The following is a 24,660-nucleotide window of genomic DNA, read 5'->3' as shown; positions in this document are numbered from 1 at the left end:
AAATCTAATTTGTACTTTTGCAAAATGATTAAAAAAGTCATTTTTATTTTTGTATCACTTCTTTTACTTTCATGTGGAAAAGACACTGCTCCGAAGCCTTATGGAGAATTGCGTCTGGAATATCCAACTCCGAAATATCAAAAGTTTGAAAACAATTGTGCTTATACTTTTGAATATTCTGATTTTGCTTCCATTACGGCAGGAAAGAAACCTTGCTGGTACTATCTTAATTATCCAAAAATGAAAGCCAAAGTTTTTGTTACGTATTATCCGATACAGAATGACTTTGCTGAACATATCAAGGAAGCCGAAAAAATGGTTTATGAACACACCATTAAAGCCAGTTCTATAGACACGAAGTCTTTTGAGTATCCTGAAAAAAAGGTCTATGGAAACTTTTATGAACTGAAAGGGCAAAGTGCCTCCAATCTTCAATTTTACATTACAGACAGTACAAAACATTTTGTAACTGCTTACTTATACTTTAATACGAGACCGAAACCGGACTCTCTGGCTCCTGCAGTGAACTATATCAAAAACGATATGAAGCACTTGCTGGACTCTTTTGAATGGAAAAAATAATTACTTTTAATATACATTGAAAAATATATGAAACTTTTAGTTGTAGGAAGTGTTGCATTTGATGCAATCGAAACACCATTTGGTAAAACGGACAAAATTTTAGGCGGTGCAGCCACTTATATTGGAATCACTTCATCTATTTTAGGCGTTAAATCGGGTATCGTTTCTGTGGTAGGAGGAGATTTTCCACAAGAACACCTTGATATGTTTACAGACAGAGACATAAACATTGAAGGAATTGAAATTGTAAAAGAAGGGAAAACTTTCTTCTGGTCAGGAAAATATCATAATGATTTAAATACCAGAGACACTTTAGCTACAGAAGTGAATGTGTTGGAAAATTTTGATCCTAAAATTCCGGATTCTATGCAGGATTCAGAAATTTTATTACTTGGAAACCTACACCCTGGAGTTCAGTTGTCAGTACTTGAAAAAATGAATAAGCGCCCTAAACTTGTTATCCTGGATACCATGAATTTCTGGATGGACAGTGCTTGGGATATTCTAATGGATATGATTGCTAAAACAGATGTAATCACGATCAATGATGAAGAAGCAAGACAGCTTTCAGGAGAATATTCTTTAGTAAAAGCAGCTAAGAAAATTCATACAATGGGTCCTGAATATGTAATCATCAAAAAAGGAGAGCACGGAGCTTTACTTTTCCACGATAATAAAGTATTTGCTATTCCTGCACTTCCGTTAGAGGATGTTTTCGACCCAACAGGGGCAGGAGATACTTTTGCAGGAGGTTTTGCAGCTTATCTTGCTAAAAAAGGGAAGCTTGATTTCGAAACAATGAAGTCTGCTTTAATTGTAGGCTCTGCAATGGCTTCATTTACCGTAGAAAAATTCGGAACAGAAAGAATTCAGGAAGTTGGAGAAGCTGATATGTTCGAGAGATTGAGACAATTTAAAGAATTAACGACATTTGATGTTGAACTGCAGTAAATAAGTCTTTTTAAGAAATATTTATAATAAAAAATTGAGTGAAATTCGTTAAGAATTCTAAATTTGCAACTTGTTTAAAATAGTAAAATGACAAATAGACTAAAAATCACTTTTCTCCTTGGGATTTTCATAATGATATTCTCTTCAAATATGATGAATGCCCAGCTAAAACAAGGAGATTTAGTGGATGGTATTGCTGCTGTTATCGGTGATGAGATTGTTTTGGAATCTGATGTAGCTGAGCAAATGAATTATGGAAAGCAGCAGGGAGCTTCTAATACAGATAAATGTGAGTTCCTGGAAAACCTTATCAGCAATAAGCTTCTTGTATACGAGGCAAAAAAAGATACATTGATTGAAAACCGTTCTGCAGCGATCAAGGAGCAGGCTAATGGAAAATACCGTCAGTTGCTTTCTCAATTTCCAGATGAAAAAACGATGCTTGCTGCTTATAAGTTCAGAAATGCTTATGAGATGAAGAATGCTATCGAAAAAATTGATACAGACCAGTATTATGGGCAGGCAAAATACCAGAGAGTTACCGAAAAAGCCGATGTAACACCTAATGAGGTTACCGATTTTTATAACCTGTACAAGATGCAGCTGCCACAGATAAAAGATGAAGTAACTTTAGCTCAGATTATGATTTATCCGGCGTTGACGGAAGCTCACAAACAAGATCTGATCAACAGACTGAAAAAAGTTAAGCAGGATATCTTAGGTGGAGAAACTTTTGAAAGCCAGGCCAGAATTTATTCTGAAGATGAAGGATCTGCTTCCAACGGAGGATTATACAAGAATATCAATAAAGGTCAGATGGTAAAGCAGTTTGAAGCTACAGCATTAAACCTTCAGGAAAATGAAATCTCAGATCCTATTGAGTCCGAATTTGGATACCACATTATTCAGTTGATAAAAAAATCCGGAAAAGTATATGATGCAAGACATATTCTTTTAAAAGCTACTCCTACAGATGAAGAATTAAAAACGGCAAAAGCAAAACTAGACAGTATCAGAGGTCTTATTATAGAAGGTAAGATGACGTTTAAAGATGCTGCATTTAAATTTTCCGATGATAAAAGAACCAAATTTAATGCTGGAATCATTCCGGGAGGAGACGGTTCTGATAAAATTGAAAGAGAAAGTATCCCGGGAACAATCAGCTATGAGTTGGCAGGATTAAACAAAGGTGATATTACTACTGCTTTTGAAGATGAAGAAAATAAAAGAAAAGCGGTTAAGATCATTAAATTGGAAGATGCTATACCTGCACACCAGATTACACTGGAAACAGACTTTAGCAGGATAAAACAAATGGCGCTGAATAAGAAGAAGAATGAAATGGTTGAGAAGTTTGTTAGTTCGAAATTACCAAACATCTTTATCTCCATCAACGGACGTTACGATAACTGTAATTTTAAATCCAACTGGAAAAAAGGAACAGTTAAAAAATAAAACAAAGACCTTCAGAATTTCTGAAGGTTTTTTTATGCTAAAAAATGGAGAGGTATTTTTTGTAAACCTTTGTTTTTGTATTTTTACGCATGAGCAATTTTATAGATTTCAATTCTGCAAAAAAAATTCATGAAATGCAGGCTAACCAAAATAGAATTACAGAGCTTTTTAATATAAAATATCCAATTATTCAGGCTGGCATGATCTGGCATTCGGGATGGAGACTGGCTTCTGCCGTTTCCAATTGTGGAGGATTGGGATTAATAGGGGCAGGAAGTATGTATCCTGATATTTTAAGAGAAAATATCAGGAAATGTAAAGAGGCAACCGACAAGCCTTTCGGAGTGAATGTTCCTATGCTATATCCTAATATTGAAGAGATCATTCAGATTATCCTTGAAGAAGGGGTGAAAATTGTTTTTACATCGGCAGGAAATCCAAAAACGTATACGGAAACACTTCAGAAAGAAGGATTAAAGGTCGCTCATGTAGTTTCTTCTACCAAATTTGCCGTAAAATGTGAAGAGGCTGGAGTAGACGCTGTTGTTGCGGAAGGTTTTGAAGCTGGAGGACATAACGGAAGAGATGAAACGACAACGTTCTGCCTGATTCCTAATGTGAAGAAGCATATCTCTAAGCCATTAATTGCTGCCGGAGGAATCGCTTTAGGATCACAAATGAAAGCGGCAATGATTTTGGGAGCAGACGGAGTACAGATAGGATCCCGTTTTGCTGCTACTACTGAAGCCAGCGCGCATGAAAACTGGAAAAAGAAAATTACTGAGTTGCAGGAAGGAGATACACATCTTACTTTAAAAGAACTGGCCCCCGTAAGAATGGTTAAAAATAAATTCTTCGGTGAACTGGAAACTATTTACCAAAACGGAAGAGATAAAGAAGCTTTAATTGCTTCATTAGGAAGAGCCAGGGCAAAAAAAGGAATGTTTGAAGGAGATATGGAAGATGGAGAATTAGAAATAGGGCAGGTTTCTGCATTAATAGATGATATACTGCCGGTAGAAACTGTTTTCAACCATCTTTTAAAAGAGTTTGAAGAAACAAAAATGCCGGTCTTTTAAGAATGGAAAGAAGGATAATTGATGTAAAAGGACAAAAATTATATACCGAATACCATAATTCAAACAAAAAAAGACCAACCATTGTTTTTTTACATGACTCATTGGGATCAGTAGAGCTTTGGCGAGATTTACCCGCTAAATTATCTGAAGCTACTCAATCTAATGTCCTGGTGTATGACCGTCTGGGTTATGGTAAGTCATTTCCGATGCTTAGTCACGAAAGAGCGGTTAATTATATGGAACAGGAAGCAGACCTGCTTAATGCTCTGTTGACGCAGCTCAATATTGACAAAGTGATCCTGTTCGGACATAGTGATGGTGGAACAATTGCTTTAATTACTGCTGCAAAATATCGCGAAAGAGTAGAAGCGGTAATTTGTGAAGCAGGACATATTTTTGTAGAAGAGGTAACCTTAAAAGGGGTCTATGATGCCTGGGAAGCCTATAAAACAACAAATCTTCCGGAACGTTTGAAGAAATACCATGGCGATAAAGTAGAAATGCTTTTTAAAGCATGGACAGAAACCTGGACCCGTGATGATTACAGAAGCTGGAATATTGAATATCTTTTAAAAGATATAATTTGTCCACTATTATTTATCCAGGGAGAATCCGATGAATATGGTACACTGAATCAGGTAGAAAAAACAGTTTCTCAGGTAAGCGGCAGTAGTGAAAAATACATTATTCCCGGTATTGGGCATACTCCACATAAAGAATCTCCTGAGCTGGTTTTTGAAAAATCTGTTGAATTTATCAGTAAGCTTTTTTAATTGTTAAACTACAATAGCTGAATTTCTGCAGCAATATTATTTTTGGCTTGTATTTCGTATCGGTCTTTAAAATACTCCGTTTTAAAGATGCTTTCAAGCTCCAGGAAATGTTGAAGAACCTTCTTTCGCCCGGGCTTATAAAGGAAGTCCGGATAGATAGAATATTCTTTTCGGATCATGTTGGTATATGCCAGATAGGCTTCAATATCTTTTCCAAGGATAGAAAGATCAGCATCCAAAAGATAATTGGTGTCTTCATCTTCAGATCTTTGGTGGGATTTCGTTGCCAGGACCTGCTTTGAAATGGTCAGAATTGTATCATAAGGTAAACCAATTTCTTTAAGCCTTTTTCCAGCTGCAGCAGCGCTTTTTTCCTCATTGGATTTGGAGGTTGCCTCATAAATAAAATCGTGATAGAAGACAGAAAAAGAAACTGCACTAAAGTCAGAAATATTGCTTTTAACCCTTTCAAGTTCCTGAAACATATTTTCAAGATGAGAAAGGTTGTGATAATATCTGCCTTTTTCAGAATGCTTTTTTTCAATTTCTTTCCATAGGCTTTGGATTAAAGCCTGATTATTGGTAAAAAGAAGGCAAAGCTCTAGAAATCGGTCTTGCAGAATCATGATCAATAAAAGGTATAAAAAAAGGAACTTTTAAAAAGTTCCCTGATTTGCTTCAAGAGCAGCTTTAAGCTCTGCCCAGCCTCCGCCGTTATAGCCATCCTTTAATCCTTGAGTGTTAAGATATTCTAGTGCTTTTCCACTTCTGTTTCCACTTCTGCAGAATATAATCACCGGCTTTTCGATAGATAAAATCTCATCCTGTCTATCTTCTACTTCACCCAGGGGAATATTTTTAGCACCTTCTATATTTCCGTCCATTTCAAGCTCCATAGGCTCGCGAACGTCTATTAATTCATAATTTCCAGATTGTATTACTTCTATTAAAGACATAGTTGTTTGTTTTAAACATTAAATTATAAACGAAAATACGTAATTTTTTTTTGAAAAAAATCTTAATTAAAACATAATTTTTTCAGAACAGAGCTAGACCAGGGTTTATAGCTGAAGCTTTCTAAAATCTGAAAGATTGATAAAATAATCTTAATTTTGCAAGGTGATAATATGAATACAGCAGCAGAAAAATATTCCCAACTGATAAAAACCAAGGCCAAAAGTTTTGGGTTTCAGAGTTGTGGTATTTCTAAAGCCGATTTTTTGGAGGAAGATGCAGTACATCTTGAGAAATGGCTTAAGAATAACTTCAATGGCGAGATGAAGTATATGGAAAATCATTTTGACAAGAGATTAGATCCGAGACTTTTAGTGGAAGGCTCTAAATCTGTAATTTCACTTTCGTACAATTATTTTCCTGAAGAAAAAATTTCGGTACTGGAGAATTATAAGATTTCAAAATATGCTTATGCAGAAGATTATCATGAAGTCATCAAAGAAATTCTTCGTGAGATGGTGACAGAATTGCAGGAAGAGATCGGTGAATTCGGATTCAGGGTCTTTGTAGATTCAGCGCCGGTTATGGAAAGAAGCTGGGCAAGGAAATCGGGAATAGGCTGGGTAGGTAAAAATGCTAATCTGATCACCCGGCAAAACGGCTCTTTCTATTTTCTTGCAGAAATTATCTGCGACCTGGAGCTTATTTCCGACCATGAAACAACTGATCATTGCGGAACCTGTCGGAAATGTATTGATGCATGTCCTACAGATGCTATTGTTTCCGAAAAGATCATTGACGGAAGCCGCTGTATTTCCTATGCTACCATAGAGCTGAAAAATGAAATTCCGGATTACTTTCAGGATAAAATGGAAAACTGGATGTTCGGTTGTGATATCTGCCAGGATGTATGCCCATGGAACCGGTTCTCAGCACCCAATAAACAAAGTAGATTTACCCCTAATGAAGCCCTGAAAAATTTTAAAAAAGGGGAATGGAAAGAACTGACCCAGGAAATTTTCTCTGAGATCTTTAAAAAATCACCGGTGAAAAGAACCAAATTTGCTGGGTTAAAGAGAAATATTGAGTTTTTGGAGAAGTCTTCAGAACCATTTTAGCCGAAACTTTTGGTGACAATTCCTTATTTGGAATTTTTTGAAGTCCAAACTAAAGCTGATAGTCGACCATTCCTTAAAATTTATGCTTTAAGGAGGTTAAGATGTAGTAGAATAAGTTTCTTAAAAACCTTTCCTAAAAAGAAAAATTGACTCTCAGGAGATTAAATCTCACCGAAAATCAACGCTTTTTTTGTACTCTTTTTGGAGCTGTTTTTACTCTTACTTTAAATCTTTTCTGTGACTTGGTATTTTTACGCATATTTGTGAATATTTCGTAACTAAATATAGTCATTTTTCCGATTAAAACAAATACTTTTACCAAAAATTACAGATTAAATTTTATTAAAACATGACTGTGAAAATTGTATTATTATATCTCTTAAAAGTGTTGGGAATAATTTTGGGAATCGTGATCATCTATGTTCTTTTAGGATTATTGATACCATTCATCCCGGTTTCAGCAAAAGATGATGGTGAAAAGAAAGATATTCCAATTTATATTTATACCAACGGAGTGCATACAGATATTGTAATGCCCGTAAAAAACGATCTTCAGGATTGGAGTCTGAAAATTCCTTTTGCCAATCTGAAATCCAAGAAAACAGACTATAATTATATCGGAATAGGATGGGGCGATAAAGGGTTTTACCTGGATACACCTACCTGGGCTGACCTGAAGTTTTCTACCGCTGTGAAAGCAGCATTCTGGTTAAGCGATTCAGCAATGCACTGTACTTATTATACCACAATGAAAGAAGGGGACGACTGTAAAATGATCATGATCAGCAGAAGTCAATATGAAAAGTTGGTGAGATTTGTAGAAGATAAATTCGACAGGGATCAGAACGGAAACTTTATCTTGATTCCCACTAATGCTGTTTATGGAGATAATGATGCTTTCTATGATGCCAAAGGTACATACAGCTTCCTGTATACCTGCAATACGTGGACTAATGATGCTTTAAAGGTTGCAGGACAAAAAGCTGCCCTCTGGACTCCTTCTGATTTTGGAATTTTTCAGCATTATAAATAATCGTGAAAGCGCTTTATCTTTCTTTTTATTATTTCTGCTTTCTTCCTGCGTCAAAGAGAGGAAAGTAAGCTCTTATATGGCAGAAAATGCTGTGGTAACAAGTGAAAAAAGGCCTGAGGCTGATCTTTCTAAAATAAAAATAAAAGCTGAGGAAGCTTTACAGTTTTGTGCCTCAGGAAATCTCAGTACAGATTTTTGTATCCTTATAGATATGAGTATTCATTCAGGAATTAAACGTTTCTTTGTCTGGGATTTTAAAAACGAAACTATTTCAGAGAAATATCTGGTAGGGCATGGTTGTGGCACAAATTCCTGGAGTAAAGATGATTCCAAAGACCATCCGGAATTCAGTAATGAAGACGGAAGCCATCTTTCATCTTTAGGAAAATACAAATTAGAGGGAAGAGGATACAGTGAGTGGGGAATTAATATAAAATATCTGATGCACGGCCTCGAGGATACCAATACTAATGCATTGAAGAGGTTTATTGTTTTTCATTCCTGGAATCTGATGAGTGATAACGAAGTCTTTCCCAAAGGATCACCGGAAGGATGGGGCTGTCCCACTATTTCAAATAATGCCATGAGAAAAATTGATCCCATGATTCAGAACTCTGAGAAACCTGTTCTGATGTGGATTTATAATTAAAAGAAGTAAGATGAAGCATAGACTTTTCCGAGAACAACAATTAAGCTGTGATATAGAAACGGCCTGGAAATTCTTTTCCTCCGCCAATAACCTTTCCGAAATCACTCCAAAAGATATGGGATTTATTGTCCTTTCAGAACTGGAAAATGATGAAATTTATGAAGGAATGCTCATAGATTACTATGTTTCTCCATTATTTGGGGTTAAAATGAAATGGCAGACAGAGATTACCCATGTCGATTTTCAGAAAAGCTTCATTGATTTTCAGAAAAAAGGACCTTATAAATTATGGAATCACCATCATGAGTTTATCCCGAATGATGAGGGTGTTTTAATGAAGGATACTATAGATTATGAACTCCCAATGGGATTTCTTGGCGAAATAGCTCACAATCTTTTTGTCAGAAAGAAGTTGGAATATATTTTCGATTACCGCTTTCGGGTACTGAGCAGGATGTTTTAAAAACATCCGTATGATCTTGGTTGGGTATCCGAAAGTGGTTTTGTGTCTTCAATTCTAATATTCACAAAAAATCGGAGATTTTCAAAAAATTTAAATGTACTTCACATTGAGTTGTTACTTCAAAATCTTAATACTGTTATGATTTTATAACAGTAATTAAGATTCCTTCGGAATGATGACAAGTAGAAATGTCCGGGATTTATACATACCCTTTGTCATCCCGCAGGGATCTAAGCATAGCTATTATTTGTGTTTTGTAAAGCTAATTTTAAGTATCTGGATTTCTACGGAATGGCAATTTTTGCAGGTGTTATCTTATTCAATTAGAGTAACAGTATTTCATCCGAAGGGATCCCAACATAGCAGTTAAAAAATCTTAGATCTGAATCATTTAGTCCTCGCTTTTTACTTTAAAATTTTTGCAGCTAAAACTCCTATTTTTTCTTAATAGTTTAAGTTTTTTTAACATTTAAACAGCCTGAACTCCATCTAAAATTCGTACTTTTGCACCACTATCGTTTTTACTAAAAAACAAAGCATTTTCCTTGACATGGCAGGTTTGAAGTCATTTTTCATTTTTTATATTATGCTGGTTTTTGCCCTTTTCAATTCGAATTGGGTGGAAAATTCATTGGAAAATATTCCTCATGTAAATGTAAGTAATATCCATCTGCTGGATGTTTTTGAGGATGCTGATATGAATACCCATGCATTAGCTGCTGCCTCGAAAGTTATAAAACATTCAGCACCTAAAAATGACTGCGCAGCAGGGGACTTTTCAGCGATCCTGAAAGTAAGCCCGAAAATTACACTTCCTAACATTGCAGTTTCAATTATCTGCGGGGTTAAGTCTTTTCTTCATCTCCTTCAGTTGTACTAGTTTACGTTATTGAATTCAGTCTATTTTATCGAAAATTTTTATAACTAAAACATTTTAAAATGTATTTTAAAAACGTAATAATTTGCACTTTTGCAACATTATTCGCTGTGTCATGCAGTAAAGACAAGAAAAAAAACAACCAAAACGAAAAAGAAGTTCCTGTTCTTGAAATCAAAGAAAAAGATACTTTGGTAAACAATCAGTTTGTGACCGATATCCAGGCTAAGAAGAATGTAGAAATGCGTTCCAGGATTGGAGGGATCATACAGCACATCTATGTCAATGAAGGGCAGTTTGTGCATCAGGGACAGGCTTTGTTTAAAATCAATGATGCAGAACTTCAGATGGAGCTTTTAAAGGCGAATGCAACCTTAAAACAGACTGAAGCCGATGTTCGTATTGCCGAAGTGGAGCTGAAACAGATCCAGAGTCTTTATGCCAAGAAATTTGTGGCCAGCAACGAATTGGAGATGGTAAAAGCAAAACTATCTTCTGCTAAAGCCAAGCATGCCTTTGCTGACGCTGAAAAAAGAGCTGTTCTGCAAAAAATAAGCTTTACAAAAATTACAGCACCTTTTGACGGAGTAATTGATGTTATTCCTCTTAAAGATGGAAGTCTGGTAGAAAACGGAACTTTATTGACCACTTTATCCCAGCTTAATGAAGTCTATGCTTACTTCTCAATCCCAGAGAACCTTTACTTTGAGCTTTTAGCCAATGATAAGATAGGAAGCCATCAGAAAATTGAACTGACACTGCCTAATGGCGTTAATTACCAGTTTAACGGAGCTCTAAAAACAGCTGAAGGAGAAATAGACAGAACGACAGGTTCTATCCGGTATAAAGTGTTATTTCCTAACCCTGACCATCTGATCAAACATGGTACTTCCGGAAAGCTGATTATTTCCGAACATCAGGGAAATGCCATTCTGATTCCCCAAAAATCAACATTCTCCATTCAGGATAAGATGTATGTTTTTGTGGTGGATAAACAAAATAAAGTAAAGATGACCAATATTAAGATTGGAACTACCCTGAGAGATTCTTATTTGATAGAAAGTGGTCTTAAAAAGGGTGATTTAATTATTTATGAGGGTACACAGTCTTTAAAAGACGGTGATATAATCAAAATTAAAAAGAAATATTAACCTTTCGTAATTTTTAAATCAACTAACAATGGTAGAAATGTTTATAAGACGAAAGGTTCTTTCGTTGGTTATTTCCATATTATTTGTCCTCCTGGGGATTATGGCCCTGATGAAAATGCCTATTACCCAGTTTCCGGATATTGTACCGCCCTCTGTTACCGTAACGGCGAAATATACAGGAGCTAATGCAGAGGTGTCTGCCAATGCTGTAGCTCTTCCCCTGGAACGTGCCATCAACGGAGTTCCGGGAATGACGTATATGTCTACAGTGACATCCAATGACGGCCTTACCCTGATTCAGGTGTTCTTTGAAGTGGGAACAGATCCCGATGTTGCTGCAGTGAATGTTCAGAACAGGGTAACGACAATACTCGATGAGCTTCCTGAAGAAGTGATTAGAGCTGGTGTAACGACTGAAAAAGAAGTGAACAGTATGCTGATGTACCTCAACATTACAAGTACAGATCCAAGTCAGGACGAGCAGTTTATCTACAACTTTACAGATATCAATGTTCTTCAGGAGTTGAAACGTATTGATGGAGTAGGGCGTGCAGAGATCATGGGACAGAAGGAATACTCGATGAGAGTATGGCTGGACCCACAAAAGATGGCAGCCTACAGTATTTCGGCAGATGAAGTGATTCATTCATTACAGAAGCAGAATATTTCGGCAGCTCCCGGAAAAGTGGGGGAAACGTCAGGAAAAACCTCCAGCCAGCTTCAGTATGTAATTAAATATAAAGGTAAGTTTTTTGAACCCAAGCAATACGAAGAAGTTCCCATCAGATCTGACGTAGACGGAACTATTTTAAAGCTTAAAGATATTGCTAAAGTAGAATTTGGGGCCATGAATTACGGAATGGTTTCCAAAACGGATGGCAGACCTTCCGCTTCTATTATGATGAAGCAGCGTCCCGGTTCCAATGCCTCTGAAGTCATTGAGAGCGTAAAGGCTAAAATGGAAGAATTGAAAGTTTCTTCTTTCCCTCCCGGAATGGAATATAACATGGCATATGATGTTTCCAGATTCCTGGATGCTTCCATTAGTGCAGTATTGACAACCCTTATTGAAGCTTTTATTCTGGTAGGAATTGTTGTATTTATTTTCCTTCAGGACTGGCGTTCAACCCTGATTCCGGTATTAGCTGTTCCTGTGGCACTTGTAGGAACTTTTGCTTTCATGAATATGCTGGACTTCTCTGTAAATCTATTGACTTTATTTGCTTTGGTTCTTGCAATTGGTATTGTGGTGGATAACGCAATTGTCGTTGTAGAAGCTGTCCATGTTAAAATGGAGGAAGGCATGAGTGCGATGGATGCTACTGTAAGTGCTACAAAAGAAATTGCAGGAGCAGTAGTAGCCATTACAATTGTGATGTCTGCTGTATTTATTCCTGTTGCATTTCTCGATGGCCCGGTTGGAGTATTCTATCGTCAGTTTTCATTAACACTGGCCATCAGTATTGTTATTTCAGGGGTGAATGCATTAACACTTACTCCAGCACTTTGTGCTATTATTTTGAAACCGCATGACCATAATAAGAAAAAAACTGTGATGGACAGGTTTTTCCAAAGTTTTAATACAGGTTTTGACCGGTTGACAAACGGTTATGTAAGTATTTTATCAAAATTTGCAACAAGAACTACAGTAACTTTTGGATTGCTGTTCCTGTTCATCGGGCTTACCTTCCTGACCAGTAAGTTTCTTCCCACCGGATTTATCCCTATGGAAGATCAGGGGATGGTATATGTAAGCGTTACCACACCACAGGGTGCAACTGTGGAGAGAACGGAAAAAGTACTGGATGAAGTAACGGTTATTGCAAAGAAGATAAAAGGCGTAGAAAACGTAACAACGCTTGCCGGATACAGTATTGTAACAGAGATTGCAGGTTCATCCTACGGAATGGCGATGATTAACCTTAAAGACTGGAAAGAAAGAGATATTTCAGTGAATGATCTGATCACGGAGCTTTCTGAAAAAACAAAGTCTATTGCAGACGCACAGATTGAAATTTTCGCGCCGCCTACGGTGCCCGGATTTGGAAATACAAGTGGTTTTGAATTGCGATTACTGGACAGAACCGGCGGAACTATCGAGAATACAGATAAAATCACTAAAGATTTTGTCAAAAAGCTGAATACTGCTCCGGAACTACAAAATAGCTTTACCAGCTTTGATGCTACTTTCCCGCAATATATGATTAATGTAGATTACGATATGGCCGCTAAAAAGGGAATTTCCGTAGATAATGCCATGTCCACTTTACAGACGATGCTTGGCTCTTATTATGCCACCAACTTTATTCGCTTTAGCCAGATGTATAAAGTGATGGTTCAGGCAAGCCCGGAACATAGGGATACTCCTGAAAGTATTTTGAATCTCTATCTGAAGAATGACAAGGGCGAAATGGTTCCTTTTTCAACATTTATTACCATGGAAAAAGTATATGGTCCTGAAGTGCTGACAAGGTATAATATGTATATGTCTGCAATGATTAACGGAGAGCCCGCAGATGGGTATAGCTCAGGAGATGCCATTGCAGCAGTAGAACGGGTAGCTAAAGAAAGCCTTCCAAGAGGGTTTGATATAGAATGGTCGGGGATGACAAGAGAAGAAATTCTGTCGGGAAACCAAACCGTGTATATATTCCTGATCTGTCTGTTGTTCGTGTATCTTTTGTTAGCTGCGCAATATGAAAGTTTCCTTCTTCCGATGCCGGTGCTGTTAAGCCTGCCTACAGGGATTTTTGGAGCCTATTTCGCATTGGTGCTGACTGGGCTGGATAATAATATTTATGCACAGGTAGCCTTGGTCATGCTGATCGGACTTTTAGCTAAAAATGCAATTCTTATCGTAGAATTTGCTGTGGCCAGAAATAAACAGGGCTTTGATATTATCCCGGCTGCTATTGAAGGAGCAAGACAGCGTTTGAGACCTATCCTGATGACTTCCTTCGCGTTTGTAGCAGGGCTTATTCCGCTTTGTATTGCTTCCGGAGCAGGGGCAATAGGAAATCGTTCCATTGGTACAGCTGCGGCAGGAGGAATGCTGATAGGAACTGTTTTCGGATTGGTAGTCATTCCGGGACTGTATATATTCTTTGCAAAACTTGAAAATAAGAAGAAAGATGAAAAGATTAAACCATAGAAATATATTTTACGGAATTGCTGTATTGAGTATGGCTTCATGTGCTGTTCCGAAAGTCACCATGCTGAAGAAGCCACAGACACTGCCTGAAGAAGTGATTAAGACTGAGAAAAAAGAAAATTCGGATGAATTTCAGCAGATTAACCTGAAAGCTTACTTTTCAGATCCTCTGTTGCTGGAACTTTTTGATAAAGTGATCCAGGCTAATCCGGATTTTCAGATTGCCCAGCAAAGGGTAGAAATTGCGAACAGTTTTCTACAGCGGTCCAAAATGGATCTTTTACCTTCTCTTGATGTAGGTGTTGAAGCTGCCGGGAACCGCTATGGAAAATATACAATGGAAGGAGTAGGAAATTACGATACCAATCTTTCTCCTAATGTTACTGAAGAACAGAAAATTAATAGAAATTTTACTCCTAATTATTGGTTGGGGGCAAGAAGTAGCTGGGAAATTGATGCCTGGGGAAAGCTGAAAAACAGGAAAATTGCTGCCCAAAAGAAATATCTGGCTTCTACGGAAGGGCTTAGGCTGCTGCAGGTAGAGCTTTTTACAGATATTGCCAATCTGTATTATCAGCTGGTGGCTTTAGACAATCGTCTGGCTATCTATCAGAAGAACTATAAGCTTCAGCAAAGGGCCTTTGAAATTGTTTTGGCACAAAGGGAAGTGGGAAAGGCTACGGAACTTGCAGTACAGCAATTTAAAGCCCAGAATAACAATTGGCTGGCAGAAATAGAACATATAAAAGTCGAGATTGTAACTGTTGAACAGGCAATTACCACGCTGACAGGGAGCTATGGTGGAGATGTTAAGCGGGGAAAAATACTGATGCCTACCAATATGGATATTTTAAATAAAACCATTAATGTGGAAGGAGTGGTGCATTCCAGACCGGATGTTGCTGCCAATTATTATGTACTGGAGGCTTCCCAGGCAGATGCCAAGGCGGCAAGAGCTGCTTTTTATCCTAAAATTGATCTCGGGGCAGGTTTTGGACTGAACTCTTTTTCTGTAGAAACCTTATTTAAACCCAGTTCATTAGCCGGGCAATTATTGGGAGGATTAATGGTTCCTGTTTTTAATAAAGGCCAGCTGAAATATGAATTTAAAATAGCAAATACAGAGCAGGAAATAGCCTTTCTTAACTATCAGAAGAGTATTACTACTGCATTTAACGAACTTCAGTCTATTTTAAAGCAAACAAAGATCTACGAAAGGGTTTTGAAGCTGAAATCAGAAGAAGTCGGATTTCTGGACCGAGGGGTAGAAGTTTCCAATGATCTGTATTTAACAGGATATGCCAACTATTTTGAACTGATTAATTCTCAGAAGAGCAAACTGACGGCAGAGCTCGATCTGCTGCAGTTTCAGCATCAGAATACCAGGAATAATGTCTTGCTGTTCAAAGCATTGGGCGGAAAGTTAGACTAGCTTTAATATAACCATTAAGAAGCTATAAGCTGTTTTAACTGACAATATCTTTTTAAGATTTTAATTTTTTAGCAGCTTCTGTTTTTTAGTGTTTTTAAAACAAAAACAATTTTTGCCGGTCTGAAAAACTAGCCCATTTTTATTTTTTACGATGAAGAAAGCCACCTTTTTGAGGTGGCTTTTATTTTTATAAGATCGTTTGTAATTATTTGATCACTTGGATATTGACTGCAGAAAAACCTTTTGGTGATTTTTCTTTCTCAAAAGATACCTTGTTTCCTTTCTTTACAAGTTCTGTACAGTTGTTGTTGTGGAAGAAAATATTTTCTTTTGAATTGTCCTCAGTAATGAAGCCATATCCTTTTTCACTGTGGAATGTGATGATTCCTGTTTTACGGATATCTTCTTCAATAATTGGAGCTGCACCTAACTGAATTTCTTCAAGGTTTACCTCCTGTCTTTCTTCAGGTGGAGTGGATGTTAATCTTCCGAATTCATCTACATACATGAATACATCCTCCATATCCTTTCCTTTGTTGTTGTTCGTTTTACGCTCTTCGCGTCTTAACGCTTTTTCTTTTTGCTTTTGAATTTTTTTCTTGAAATTTTCCTTTTTAGAAAAAGAATCTGCCATAAATTATTTTTAGTATTTAGTTTCTAATATATTGTTAATGATTCAGTGTATCAGCTTTATATTTTATAGAGCCCACTGATGCTTCCTGTCTTGGATTTCCCCTATCATATAGAGCTTTAAAATTCCGATAAGTTGTTCTTAGTAGAAGAATTAAAGTTAAAAATATGGCTGCTTTGCAAGCAAAGGCTTAATAAAATGATATTCAGCCGTGGTAAAAAACAAGTAGTAATCTAGCTATTAATATGCAAATATACAACAATAAAATGAATAATACGGTTTTAAATAATTGATTATCAGAAATAGATTCTACAGAAACAGCAATGAACATGGTGGAAAAGACATCTTTCAAGCTTTTCACGGAACGTAATAATAAATCCCCAGCAAGCTGAGGATTGTGAAACTCTATTATAGAAATGAAGTGGTGATCATATGGATGGTTGAATATCAAATGCTATGCCTAAAACTCAATGTTGAAGGAGATCTACAGCGTTTGATGAGGTTAAAAACGGAAAATGTATTTGTATCTGTCTGAGAAATAATAATGTATTCGTGAAAATATTTTTTTTGACATCATTAATTTTTTTTTCAGCTCAACATCAGCAGCTATGTGCAATTGATAGGATGAAACATAAATACCGAAAAATTCACCATACTGAGATGAATTTTATTTTTCACCTTTGTTTTATTAACATTTAAATAATTAAGAATAATGTCAGCACAAGATGTAAAAGGAAAAGTAGTTTTAATTGCCGGAGGAGGAAAAAACCTTGGTGGATTATTAAGCAAAGGTTTTGCCGCCAAAGGAGCGAAATTAGCAATACACTACAATAGTGAAAGTTCTAAGGCCGAGAGCGAAAAAACACTTGCTGAAGTTCAAGCTTTAGGAGCTGAAGCATTTTTGTTTCAGGCTGATCTTACTAAAGTGGAAAATGTAACTAAATTTTTTGACGAAACGATTTCAAAATTCGGGGGTATTGATATTGCAATCAATACGGTAGGGATGGTACTGAAAAAACCATTTGCAGAAACTACGGAAGAAGAATATGATAAAATGTTCAACGTGAATTCAAAATCTGCTTATTTCTTCCTTCAGGAAGCAGGAAAAAAGCTGAATGACAACGGGAAAATCTGTACTATTGTCACTTCATTACTTGCTGCCTATACAGGATTGTATTCTACATATGCAGGGGCAAAAGCACCGGTAGAACATTTTACAAGAGCGGCTTCTAAAGAATTCGGTGGAAGAGGAATCTCTGTAACTGCTGTAGCTCCAGGTCCTATGGATACCCCTTTCTTCTATGGGCAGGAAACAGATGATGCGGTAGCTTATCATAAATCGGCTGCTGCTTTAGGAGGGCTTACCGATATCAAGGACATCGCTCCGCTGGTAGAGTTTTTAGTAACAGAAGGTTGGTGGATTACCGGGCAGACTATTTTTGCTAACGGAGGATATACCACAAGATAATCTAAGAAATCTTACAATAACAAAACCACTGAACTTATTTTCAGTGGTTTTGTTATTTATTTTAAAAAGCAACTGGGAGAATTAAGACATTAATTTTGTCCCATCTTTAAGCTCATTCAATACATTTTTTTGCTTATGATTTTATTAAGTAGAAGCTCGGTATACCAATTCTGCATCCATTAAAACTGACCGGCTTGGGGATGAATGATCTTTGATTTTTTCCAGTGCCAGTTCTGCCGCCTTTTCACCCATTTCCTCCAGAGGTTGTTGTACACTGGTTAATTGGGGATATACCATTGATGATAATTCGGTTCCGGAAAAGCTTGCCACGGATACATCTTCAGGTATTCTTATCTTTTGTTCAAGAAGATAATTCATGACACCCATTGCCAAGGTATCACTAAATGCAAAAATACTGTCAAATTCTATATTCTTATTTAACAGTTCCTGGATGATATCTCTTCCATGCTGAACAGTCATCCCATTGGCCTGTATAATAAGGTTTTCATCAAAGATGTTGTATTTCATAAGAATACGTTTATAGCCATTCATTCTTTCCGTAACATTCCGGATAGTTGTAGGCCCCATGATATAGACAATTCTTTTTCTCCCTGTTTTAATTAAATATTCTACCATTAATGATGCTTTAATATAATCATTAACAATTACTTTGGAAACATCTAAGGACTCATGAGGGAGCCTGTCAAAGAATATTAAAGGTGTTCCCTGCCTCATAATGTGCTGATATATATCGTTATTGTAGGTTTCATGACAAAGGTTGATAATAATAGCATCTACATTAAACTCTTCGAGTAGCTGTAGATTTTTTCTTTCTATAAGAGGATCTTCATCAGACTGGGTGATGATAATCCGGTATCCAAGTGGGTACATTATATTCTGAATTCCTTTAAGAACTTTTGCTGAAAAAGGAGTGATCATTTCAGGTACAACAAACCCTATGGTCTTGGATTGTCCGGATTGCAGACTTAAAGCAGTAAGGTTGGGTTTATAGCCCATTTTATTTGCTGCATCCAATACCCGTTTTCTTGTTTCATCATTTACATTTTTATCATGAAGGAGTGCTCTGGAGATGGTAGAGGTGGATAATGACAAAAATTTAGACAGATCTTTAATCGTAATACGCTTCATTATACCATGCTTTTCGTCAAAAATAACAAAAAAATAGACAATTGGGAACGTTCCCTAAAATTTGGGAACGTTCCCAATTTAAATTTTTTAAAAAAACTAATGAATTAACTATTTGTTAATATAGTTTTAGCGGATTGATTAATCTGTTAATAATTTATTACTTATGGATAAGATTTATTGTAATTATGATTTGCTTGAGATTCGTGCCGGGATTTTACATATTGGTGTAGGAAATTTCCACAGGGCTCATCAGCAATTTTATACCAATATGCTGTTACATGATAAAGATCAGCAGAGCTGGGGGATTTGTGGAGTTTGTTTATTGCCTTCAGATGAGAAGATCGTAAACAATTTACGGGCTCAGGATCTTAAGTACTCACTAACAGTTTGCGGAAGAAACGGAACAAATGAAGTGTATAAAATATATTCATTATGTGAATTGATCTGGGGAATTGAAGATCCGGATGCAGTGGTCAGAAAAATTGCCGACCCCTCAATTAAAATAATCACTTTAACCATTACAGAAGGAGGATATAATCTGGATAAGGAAACCGGAGAATTTATTCTGAATGATGAAAAAATAAAGTATGATCTGGAAAACCCTGCCAGTCCTACTACCGTTTTTGGCTTTGTTGCAGAAGGATTACGCAGTAGAAAAGTAAAAAATGCGGGAGGGATTACAATACTTTCGTGTGATAATCTTCAGCATAACGGTGATACAGCGAAAAGAGCTTTTACAGCATTTATAGAAGCACAGGATAAAGACCTTGCAGCATGGGTAAAAGACAATGTGACTTTCCCCAATAGTATGGTAGACCGTATTACTCCTGCCACCACTCCTGAAGATATTGAAAGACTGAACAAGCTGAATGGTACGAATGACAAAGCTCCTGTTTACTGTGAAGATTTTGCACAATGGGTAATAGAAGATTACTTTATGGCTGGAAGACCTGCCTGGGAAAAAGTAGGAGTAGAATTCACAGATGATGTCAGTTTATTTGAAAATATGAAACTGAGCCTGTTGAATGCTTCACACACACTGTTATCTTATCCGTCTTTCCTGATGGGGTATCGAAAAGTAGACCAGGCGATGGAAAATAAAGATCTGGTACAATTTATCCGAAACTTTATGGATATTGATATTACACCATTAGTTCCTGTCCCTAAAAATACAGATTTAGAAAATTACAAAGACACACTTATTGAAAGATTTGCCAATCATAGTGTCAGTGATCAGGTAAGCCGTTTGTGCTCTGACGGGGTTTCAAAATTTTCGGTATATATTATTCCTAATCTTGATAAAATGAAAAAAGAGGGGAAAGACCTTACAAGACTTGCTTTTCTTATTGCTTCCTATAGACATTATCTGAAATACAAAACAGATGACCATGGAGATACTTTTGAAGTGTCTGAACTCTGGCTGACTACCAGTGACGACTTACTTATTGATAGTGAAAACCCACTTGATTTTTTAGAATTATCAGCTTTTAAAGGAGTTCATCTGAAAGATTCTGAACAGTTCACAAATCTGTATACCCGGTTTGTACAAGATATTAAAGACTCGGGAACCGATTGGGTTTTAAAATCAATTATAAAATAAAAGATCATGCAAATAAATACAAATATAAGCCCTTCAGAAAATAAGACAAACAATGCCATACTGCCATTTGCCATTATCACCTTTATTTATTTTATTGTAGGTTTTCTGACAACCGTGAATGAGCAGCTGCAGGCGCCTCTGAAATTCACTTTTCTAAGCCATGCAGGCAGTTTGAAAAATACATTTACCACTTTAATTTCCTTTTTCTTCTTTCTTGGCTATCTTTTGAACGGAACACTGGGAAGTAAATGGGTAAATGCATTTGGATATAAAAATACAATCCTGCGTGGTCTTTTTTTTATGATTTCAGGTCTTTTTATGTATTTATGCTCATCCTGGTTTGGTGATCAGTATCCGGATTTACAGTTCAGTATTAAGGATGCGGTTATTCCTTTCGGATTTACCATTTTCGTTATAGGATCTTATTTAATGGGTACTTCTGCCGCCATCATTCAGGTGGTTGTAAATCCTTATGCCGCATCATATGAATTGAAAGGAACCCAGCCGGTACAGCGGTTGAATATTCTGACAGCCATTAATTCAATAGGGACTACTTCTGCACCATTTTTTGTTACCGTGGTCATGTTCAGTGGGATTTCCATAGAAAATATAGAAATCAGGCAGTTGCTGCTCCCTCTGTTAGCACTTATCATATGCATATTAATGGTAATGGTGATTACCAAAAAGCTTCACCTTCCTGATATTGCCCATACGAGAATAGTAGGAGAAGAAAAGCTGGAAAGAAGCATCTGGTCATTCAGGCATTTTGTATTGGGGGTTCTGGCTATCTTTTTTTATGTTGGAACTGAGGTTGCTATCGGAGCCAATATTAATCTGTATGCCTTTGAATTGATGGATTCGGGACATCCAATCACCTTTTTCGGAAAAACAGATATTATTGTCGGTGGGATAGATTTAGGCATTCATGCATTACTGTCTACATTATATTGGGGTGGATTTCTTGTAGGGAGAGCAGTATCAAGTTTCTTGAGTAAAATTTCTGCAAGAACACAATTAATAATCACAACAGTTCTTGCGACGATTCTTGCTCTAACATCTATGATTACACAAAACCTTTGGTTTCTGGTGGCAATCGGTCTTCTGCATTCGTCTATGTGGAGCTGCATCTACACCCTTTCTATAAAAGGATTGAATAAGTATACCTCAAAAGCATCAGGTATTTTTATTTCTGCAGTATTTGGCGGGGCTGTGTTTACCCTTATCCAAGGCGGTTTGGCAGATGTTTTAGGCTCGTGGAGATGGACATGGTGGCTTACCGTAATCTGCGAATTGCTGATGCTGACCTATGCTTTGTTCGGATCGAGGATAAGAGAAAAAGATCTTATTCATTAGTTCACTATCATATATTTTCTTAGAGCTATTTTATTATCCTGTAAATAACTACCGGATAGAGGATACTTAGTGTTTATATTAAAAATACTTATGTCATGTTAAAATGTATTATATTGTTTTTTTCCGCGGTTATAGGAAGTGTATTTTTGAATGCACAGGAGGTACATTCTGCTTTACAACTTCGAAATAGTCATTTATGGCGTGGTATTGAAGTTTCTACAGGCTTGGTTTCTACAGGAGATGTACATTTGGATTATAAGAACTTCTATGCAGGATTTTGGGCTGGTGGTAATGTGAATGGCTCCTATAAAGAATTTAATAATTATGTAGGATACAGAAATAAACATCTTACTTTAGAATTATGGGATATTTATAATTTTTCACCGGATGCCTCGTATAATAACAAAGAATTTTTTAATTATTCAGCAAGGGAAACCGGGCGCTTTTGGGACCTGAGATCTTATTATACCATAAGTGAAAAGTTTCCGTTAGTTCTCAGTTGGAACACTGTGGTTTTCGGGAGAGACAGGAACAGTGATAATACAAAGAACAAATATTCATCATTTGTATCGGGAGAATATCCTGTCTATAAGAAAGAAAATCTGGAAGTAAGAGGAAGACTGGGATATGGCTTTGCACTAAACAACAGCAACGGCGAAAAGAATAACTTTTTTGCTAAAGAAGCAGGATTTAATGAGGTGAGTCTTATTATTTCAAAAAACTTTACCATTGAAGGATATAAAATACCCATCGGAATATGGGGAATGTGGAATCCTGTAAACAATAATGCATTTCTGCAGTTTTCCGTACAGGCCTATTCATTCTGAAAAACAGAGATGAATTTGAGAAGTCTATTAAAAATATATTTATTATTTTAAAATAATGGAAGATAAAAAAAATAAAGCAGTCTGCTTTGGAGAAGTTCTGTGGGATATTTTTCCGGGAGAACAGAAAAGAATGGGGGGAGCCCCTTTTAATGTAGCATATCATCTTTCAAGGATGGGTGTTGGTGTCAATATGATCAGTAGTGTTGGAGATGACCAGCTTGGGCACGATCTGTTACAGAAAATGAAAAACTGGAAAATTCCGACTGAGCACATTCAGATAAGCACAGAATATCCTACCAGTACTGTTGTTGCTTCAATGGATGAGAATAATGATGCGCATTATGATATCGTAGAAAATGTAGCCTGGGATTTTATTGATATGACCCAAGCAGATCAGGAAATCCTTAATGAAGCAGATGCTTTAGTGTTTGGAACACTGGCAGCCCGAAGTGAGAAATCCAAAAACACATTATTCCAGTTACTGGAGATCGGTTCTTACAATGTTTTTGATATTAACCTTAGAGAACCATATTATGAGGTTAGCATGATTAAGGACCTGTTACACAAAGCACATCTTGCAAAATTTAACAAAGCAGAATTACGTATGATGCTGGATTTTTTAGGAAAAACATATACCAATGAAGAAGACAGCATACATTATTTACAGGATCAATTTGACCTCCCGGAAATTATTGTTTCCAAAGGAAGTAAAGGAGCTCTGTATGCTTATAAGGATGATTTCTATCTCTATCCTACCATCCCGGTTACCATAAAAGACACCGTTGGGAGTGGTGACTCTTTTTTAGCAGGGTTTTTATCAAAAAAGCTGGAAAAAGGAAGTTCTGTACATGAAACAATGCTACAGGCCGTTTCACTAGGAGCTTTTATTACATCACAGGAAGGAGCATGCCCTGAATATACCCTTGAGGATTTTAACAGATTTAAAAGTGAACACCCTGTCTCTGTTTTGAGCTGAACCAACAAACTGCATATTAATTTAAAATGATTCTTGAAGAAACATTTTATACCTTTAATGGAAGGATCAACACTGAAATATTGTATTATGCAGCATCAGCTAGAAAAACATTATGTAAACAGGGTAGGCTGGCTTCGGGCAGCTGTTTTGGGAGCTAACGACGGGTTGCTGTCCACCACGAGTATTGTTATTGGGGTTGCCGCAGCAGAACCCGACCGTCATATCATCATTCTGGCTGCTTTAGCGGGAATGATTGCGGGGGCAATGTCTATGGCTGCCGGTGAATATGTGTCTGTAAGTTCACAGGAGGATACAGAAAAAGCAGATTTAATCCGTGAAAAACGTGAGCTTGAAGAAATGCCTGAAATAGAACTTAGAGAATTAGCTAAAGTCTATGAAAGAAGAGGTTGTTCCAAAGAAACAGCAATGCAGGTTGCTACTGAGCTCACAGCACATGATGCATTGGGAGCCCATGCCCGGGATGAATTGGGAATCAATGAAATCACACAGGCAAAACCTCTGCAGGCAGCTATTGCTTCATTTGGATCCTTTGCATTAGGCGCTTTATTACCTTTTATGGTTTCTTTACTGGCTCCTATTAAGCAGATGATCTATTTTCAATATGGTTTTTCCATCATATTCCTCATGCTGCTAGGAGCAATTTCAGCCAAAACAGGTGGTTCCGATATTAAAATTGCCATGCTCAGAATCTGTTTCTGGGGGACGGTAGCAATGGGGATTACAGCTTTGGTAGGACGTTTTTTCGGAGTAAGTGTAGCATAGTACTTTGTACTTTGGAAGTCGTGTTTTAATACTTTTTGAAAGGTAATCTTTTGATTTACAAACAATAAAAAACCTAACAAGTGTTAGTCGTAGAAATACTACACTTTTTCAGATTTAAGCTTAAATATTCTTTCAGTCTGGTAAATACTTCTAATTTTGGTGATATAACCAACCACAAATCACAAAATATTAACGATTAAAATTT

General features: G+C 36.7%; 23 protein-coding genes. 19 read left to right on the top strand and 4 right to left on the bottom strand.

What is annotated here, in order from left to right; all coding sequences use genetic code 11:
• The first annotated feature begins 24 nt into the window (after nucleotides 1-24).
• From gldD to MP478_RS05280, 5 genes are all read left to right on the top strand, one after another.
• The gene (gene gldD / locus MP478_RS05300; RefSeq protein WP_230037839.1) at nucleotides 25-582 is read left to right on the top strand and encodes a gliding motility lipoprotein GldD; all 558 of its coding nucleotides are present in this window, start codon (nucleotides 25-27) and stop codon (nucleotides 580-582) included.
• A 27-nt stretch (nucleotides 583-609) separates the two neighbouring features.
• On the top strand, nucleotides 610-1,533 hold the full coding sequence (locus MP478_RS05295) for a PfkB family carbohydrate kinase (RefSeq protein ID WP_230037837.1): 924 nt from the start codon (nucleotides 610-612) through the stop codon (nucleotides 1,531-1,533).
• Between the two features lie 87 nt (nucleotides 1,534-1,620).
• A complete protein-coding gene (locus tag MP478_RS05290) occupies nucleotides 1,621-2,988 on the top strand; it encodes a peptidylprolyl isomerase (protein ID WP_230037835.1) in 1,368 nt (455 codons plus the stop codon).
• An 89-nt stretch (nucleotides 2,989-3,077) separates the two neighbouring features.
• Nucleotides 3,078-4,067 (top strand): nitronate monooxygenase family protein, encoded by a 990-nt coding sequence (locus MP478_RS05285; RefSeq protein WP_257199836.1) that lies wholly within the window; start codon nucleotides 3,078-3,080, stop codon nucleotides 4,065-4,067.
• Between the two features lie 2 nt (nucleotides 4,068-4,069).
• Nucleotides 4,070-4,840, top strand: a complete 771-nt coding sequence (locus MP478_RS05280; protein ID WP_257199835.1) for an alpha/beta fold hydrolase — start codon at nucleotides 4,070-4,072, stop codon at nucleotides 4,838-4,840.
• An 8-nt stretch (nucleotides 4,841-4,848) separates the two neighbouring features.
• Here the strand turns inward: MP478_RS05280 and MP478_RS05275 are convergent, their stop codons facing one another.
• Together MP478_RS05275 and MP478_RS05270 are read right to left on the bottom strand one after the other, a co-directional pair.
• A complete protein-coding gene (locus tag MP478_RS05275; protein ID WP_257199834.1) occupies nucleotides 4,849-5,466 on the bottom strand; it encodes a hypothetical protein in 618 nt (205 codons plus the stop codon).
• Nucleotides 5,467-5,496: 30 nt separating this feature from the next.
• Nucleotides 5,497-5,796, bottom strand: a complete 300-nt coding sequence (locus tag MP478_RS05270; protein ID WP_257190400.1) for a rhodanese-like domain-containing protein — start codon at nucleotides 5,794-5,796, stop codon at nucleotides 5,497-5,499.
• A gap of 171 nt (nucleotides 5,797-5,967) precedes the next feature.
• Here MP478_RS05270 and queG point away from each other — a divergent pair, with 171 nt between their 5' ends.
• From queG to MP478_RS05230, 8 genes are all read left to right on the top strand, one after another.
• A complete protein-coding gene (gene queG / locus MP478_RS05265; protein ID WP_257199833.1) occupies nucleotides 5,968-6,912 on the top strand; it encodes a tRNA epoxyqueuosine(34) reductase QueG in 945 nt (314 codons plus the stop codon).
• Nucleotides 6,913-7,261: 349 nt separating this feature from the next.
• On the top strand, nucleotides 7,262-7,945 hold the full coding sequence (locus tag MP478_RS05260) for a TIGR02117 family protein (protein ID WP_257199832.1): 684 nt from the start codon (nucleotides 7,262-7,264) through the stop codon (nucleotides 7,943-7,945).
• A 76-nt stretch (nucleotides 7,946-8,021) separates the two neighbouring features.
• Nucleotides 8,022-8,594 carry a murein L,D-transpeptidase catalytic domain family protein gene (locus tag MP478_RS05255; protein WP_257199831.1) on the top strand — a complete coding sequence of 191 codons (573 nt, stop codon included), beginning with the start codon at nucleotides 8,022-8,024 and terminating at the stop codon, nucleotides 8,592-8,594.
• 10 nt (nucleotides 8,595-8,604) lie between these two features.
• Nucleotides 8,605-9,057, top strand: a complete 453-nt coding sequence (locus MP478_RS05250) for an SRPBCC family protein (RefSeq protein ID WP_257199830.1) — start codon at nucleotides 8,605-8,607, stop codon at nucleotides 9,055-9,057.
• 619 nt (nucleotides 9,058-9,676) lie between these two features.
• Nucleotides 9,677-9,937, top strand: coding sequence for a hypothetical protein (locus tag MP478_RS05245; protein WP_257190406.1), 261 nt, complete (start codon nucleotides 9,677-9,679; stop codon nucleotides 9,935-9,937).
• A gap of 59 nt (nucleotides 9,938-9,996) precedes the next feature.
• Nucleotides 9,997-11,085 carry an efflux RND transporter periplasmic adaptor subunit gene (locus tag MP478_RS05240; protein ID WP_257190407.1) on the top strand — a complete coding sequence of 363 codons (1,089 nt, stop codon included), beginning with the start codon at nucleotides 9,997-9,999 and terminating at the stop codon, nucleotides 11,083-11,085.
• A 28-nt stretch (nucleotides 11,086-11,113) separates the two neighbouring features.
• Nucleotides 11,114-14,236, top strand: coding sequence for an efflux RND transporter permease subunit (locus tag MP478_RS05235; RefSeq protein WP_257199829.1), 3,123 nt, complete (start codon nucleotides 11,114-11,116; stop codon nucleotides 14,234-14,236).
• Nucleotides 14,217-15,668 carry a TolC family protein gene (locus MP478_RS05230; RefSeq protein WP_257199828.1) on the top strand — a complete coding sequence of 484 codons (1,452 nt, stop codon included), beginning with the start codon at nucleotides 14,217-14,219 and terminating at the stop codon, nucleotides 15,666-15,668. The genes MP478_RS05235 and MP478_RS05230 overlap by 20 nt, the downstream gene beginning before the upstream one ends.
• A gap of 205 nt (nucleotides 15,669-15,873) precedes the next feature.
• Here the strand turns inward: MP478_RS05230 and MP478_RS05225 are convergent, their stop codons facing one another.
• Complete coding sequence (locus tag MP478_RS05225) at nucleotides 15,874-16,302, bottom strand: cold shock domain-containing protein (protein WP_047487645.1); 429 nt, start codon at nucleotides 16,300-16,302, stop codon at nucleotides 15,874-15,876.
• Nucleotides 16,303-17,011: 709 nt separating this feature from the next.
• Between MP478_RS05225 and MP478_RS05220 the strand changes: the two genes are divergently transcribed.
• The gene (locus MP478_RS05220; RefSeq protein WP_209803423.1) at nucleotides 17,012-17,767 is read left to right on the top strand and encodes an SDR family oxidoreductase; all 756 of its coding nucleotides are present in this window, start codon (nucleotides 17,012-17,014) and stop codon (nucleotides 17,765-17,767) included.
• Nucleotides 17,768-17,911: 144 nt separating this feature from the next.
• Here MP478_RS05220 and MP478_RS05215 read toward each other — a convergent pair whose 3' ends face one another.
• On the bottom strand, nucleotides 17,912-18,916 hold the full coding sequence (locus MP478_RS05215) for a LacI family DNA-binding transcriptional regulator (protein WP_257199827.1): 1,005 nt from the start codon (nucleotides 18,914-18,916) through the stop codon (nucleotides 17,912-17,914).
• Between the two features lie 163 nt (nucleotides 18,917-19,079).
• Here MP478_RS05215 and MP478_RS05210 point away from each other — a divergent pair, with 163 nt between their 5' ends.
• From MP478_RS05210 to MP478_RS05190, 5 genes are all read left to right on the top strand, one after another.
• Entirely contained in the window at nucleotides 19,080-20,516 is a 1,437-nt protein-coding gene (locus tag MP478_RS05210; RefSeq protein WP_257199826.1) for a mannitol dehydrogenase family protein, read from the top strand.
• 6 nt (nucleotides 20,517-20,522) lie between these two features.
• The gene (locus MP478_RS05205) at nucleotides 20,523-21,869 is read left to right on the top strand and encodes an MFS transporter (RefSeq protein ID WP_257199825.1); all 1,347 of its coding nucleotides are present in this window, start codon (nucleotides 20,523-20,525) and stop codon (nucleotides 21,867-21,869) included.
• A 95-nt stretch (nucleotides 21,870-21,964) separates the two neighbouring features.
• A complete protein-coding gene (locus MP478_RS05200; protein ID WP_257190413.1) occupies nucleotides 21,965-22,696 on the top strand; it encodes a hypothetical protein in 732 nt (243 codons plus the stop codon).
• Between the two features lie 55 nt (nucleotides 22,697-22,751).
• Nucleotides 22,752-23,672, top strand: a complete 921-nt coding sequence (locus MP478_RS05195) for a carbohydrate kinase (RefSeq protein WP_230037800.1) — start codon at nucleotides 22,752-22,754, stop codon at nucleotides 23,670-23,672.
• A gap of 87 nt (nucleotides 23,673-23,759) precedes the next feature.
• Nucleotides 23,760-24,455 (top strand): VIT family protein, encoded by a 696-nt coding sequence (locus MP478_RS05190; RefSeq protein WP_257199824.1) that lies wholly within the window; start codon nucleotides 23,760-23,762, stop codon nucleotides 24,453-24,455.
• The last annotated feature ends 205 nt before the right edge of the window (nucleotides 24,456-24,660 follow it).

It is taken from the genome of Chryseobacterium sp. WG14, assembly GCF_024586945.1.
Lineage (GTDB): Bacteria > Bacteroidota > Bacteroidia > Flavobacteriales > Weeksellaceae > Chryseobacterium.
The sequence above is the reverse complement of the archived record's forward strand: the minus strand, read 5'-3'. Positions and strand labels throughout refer to the sequence as shown.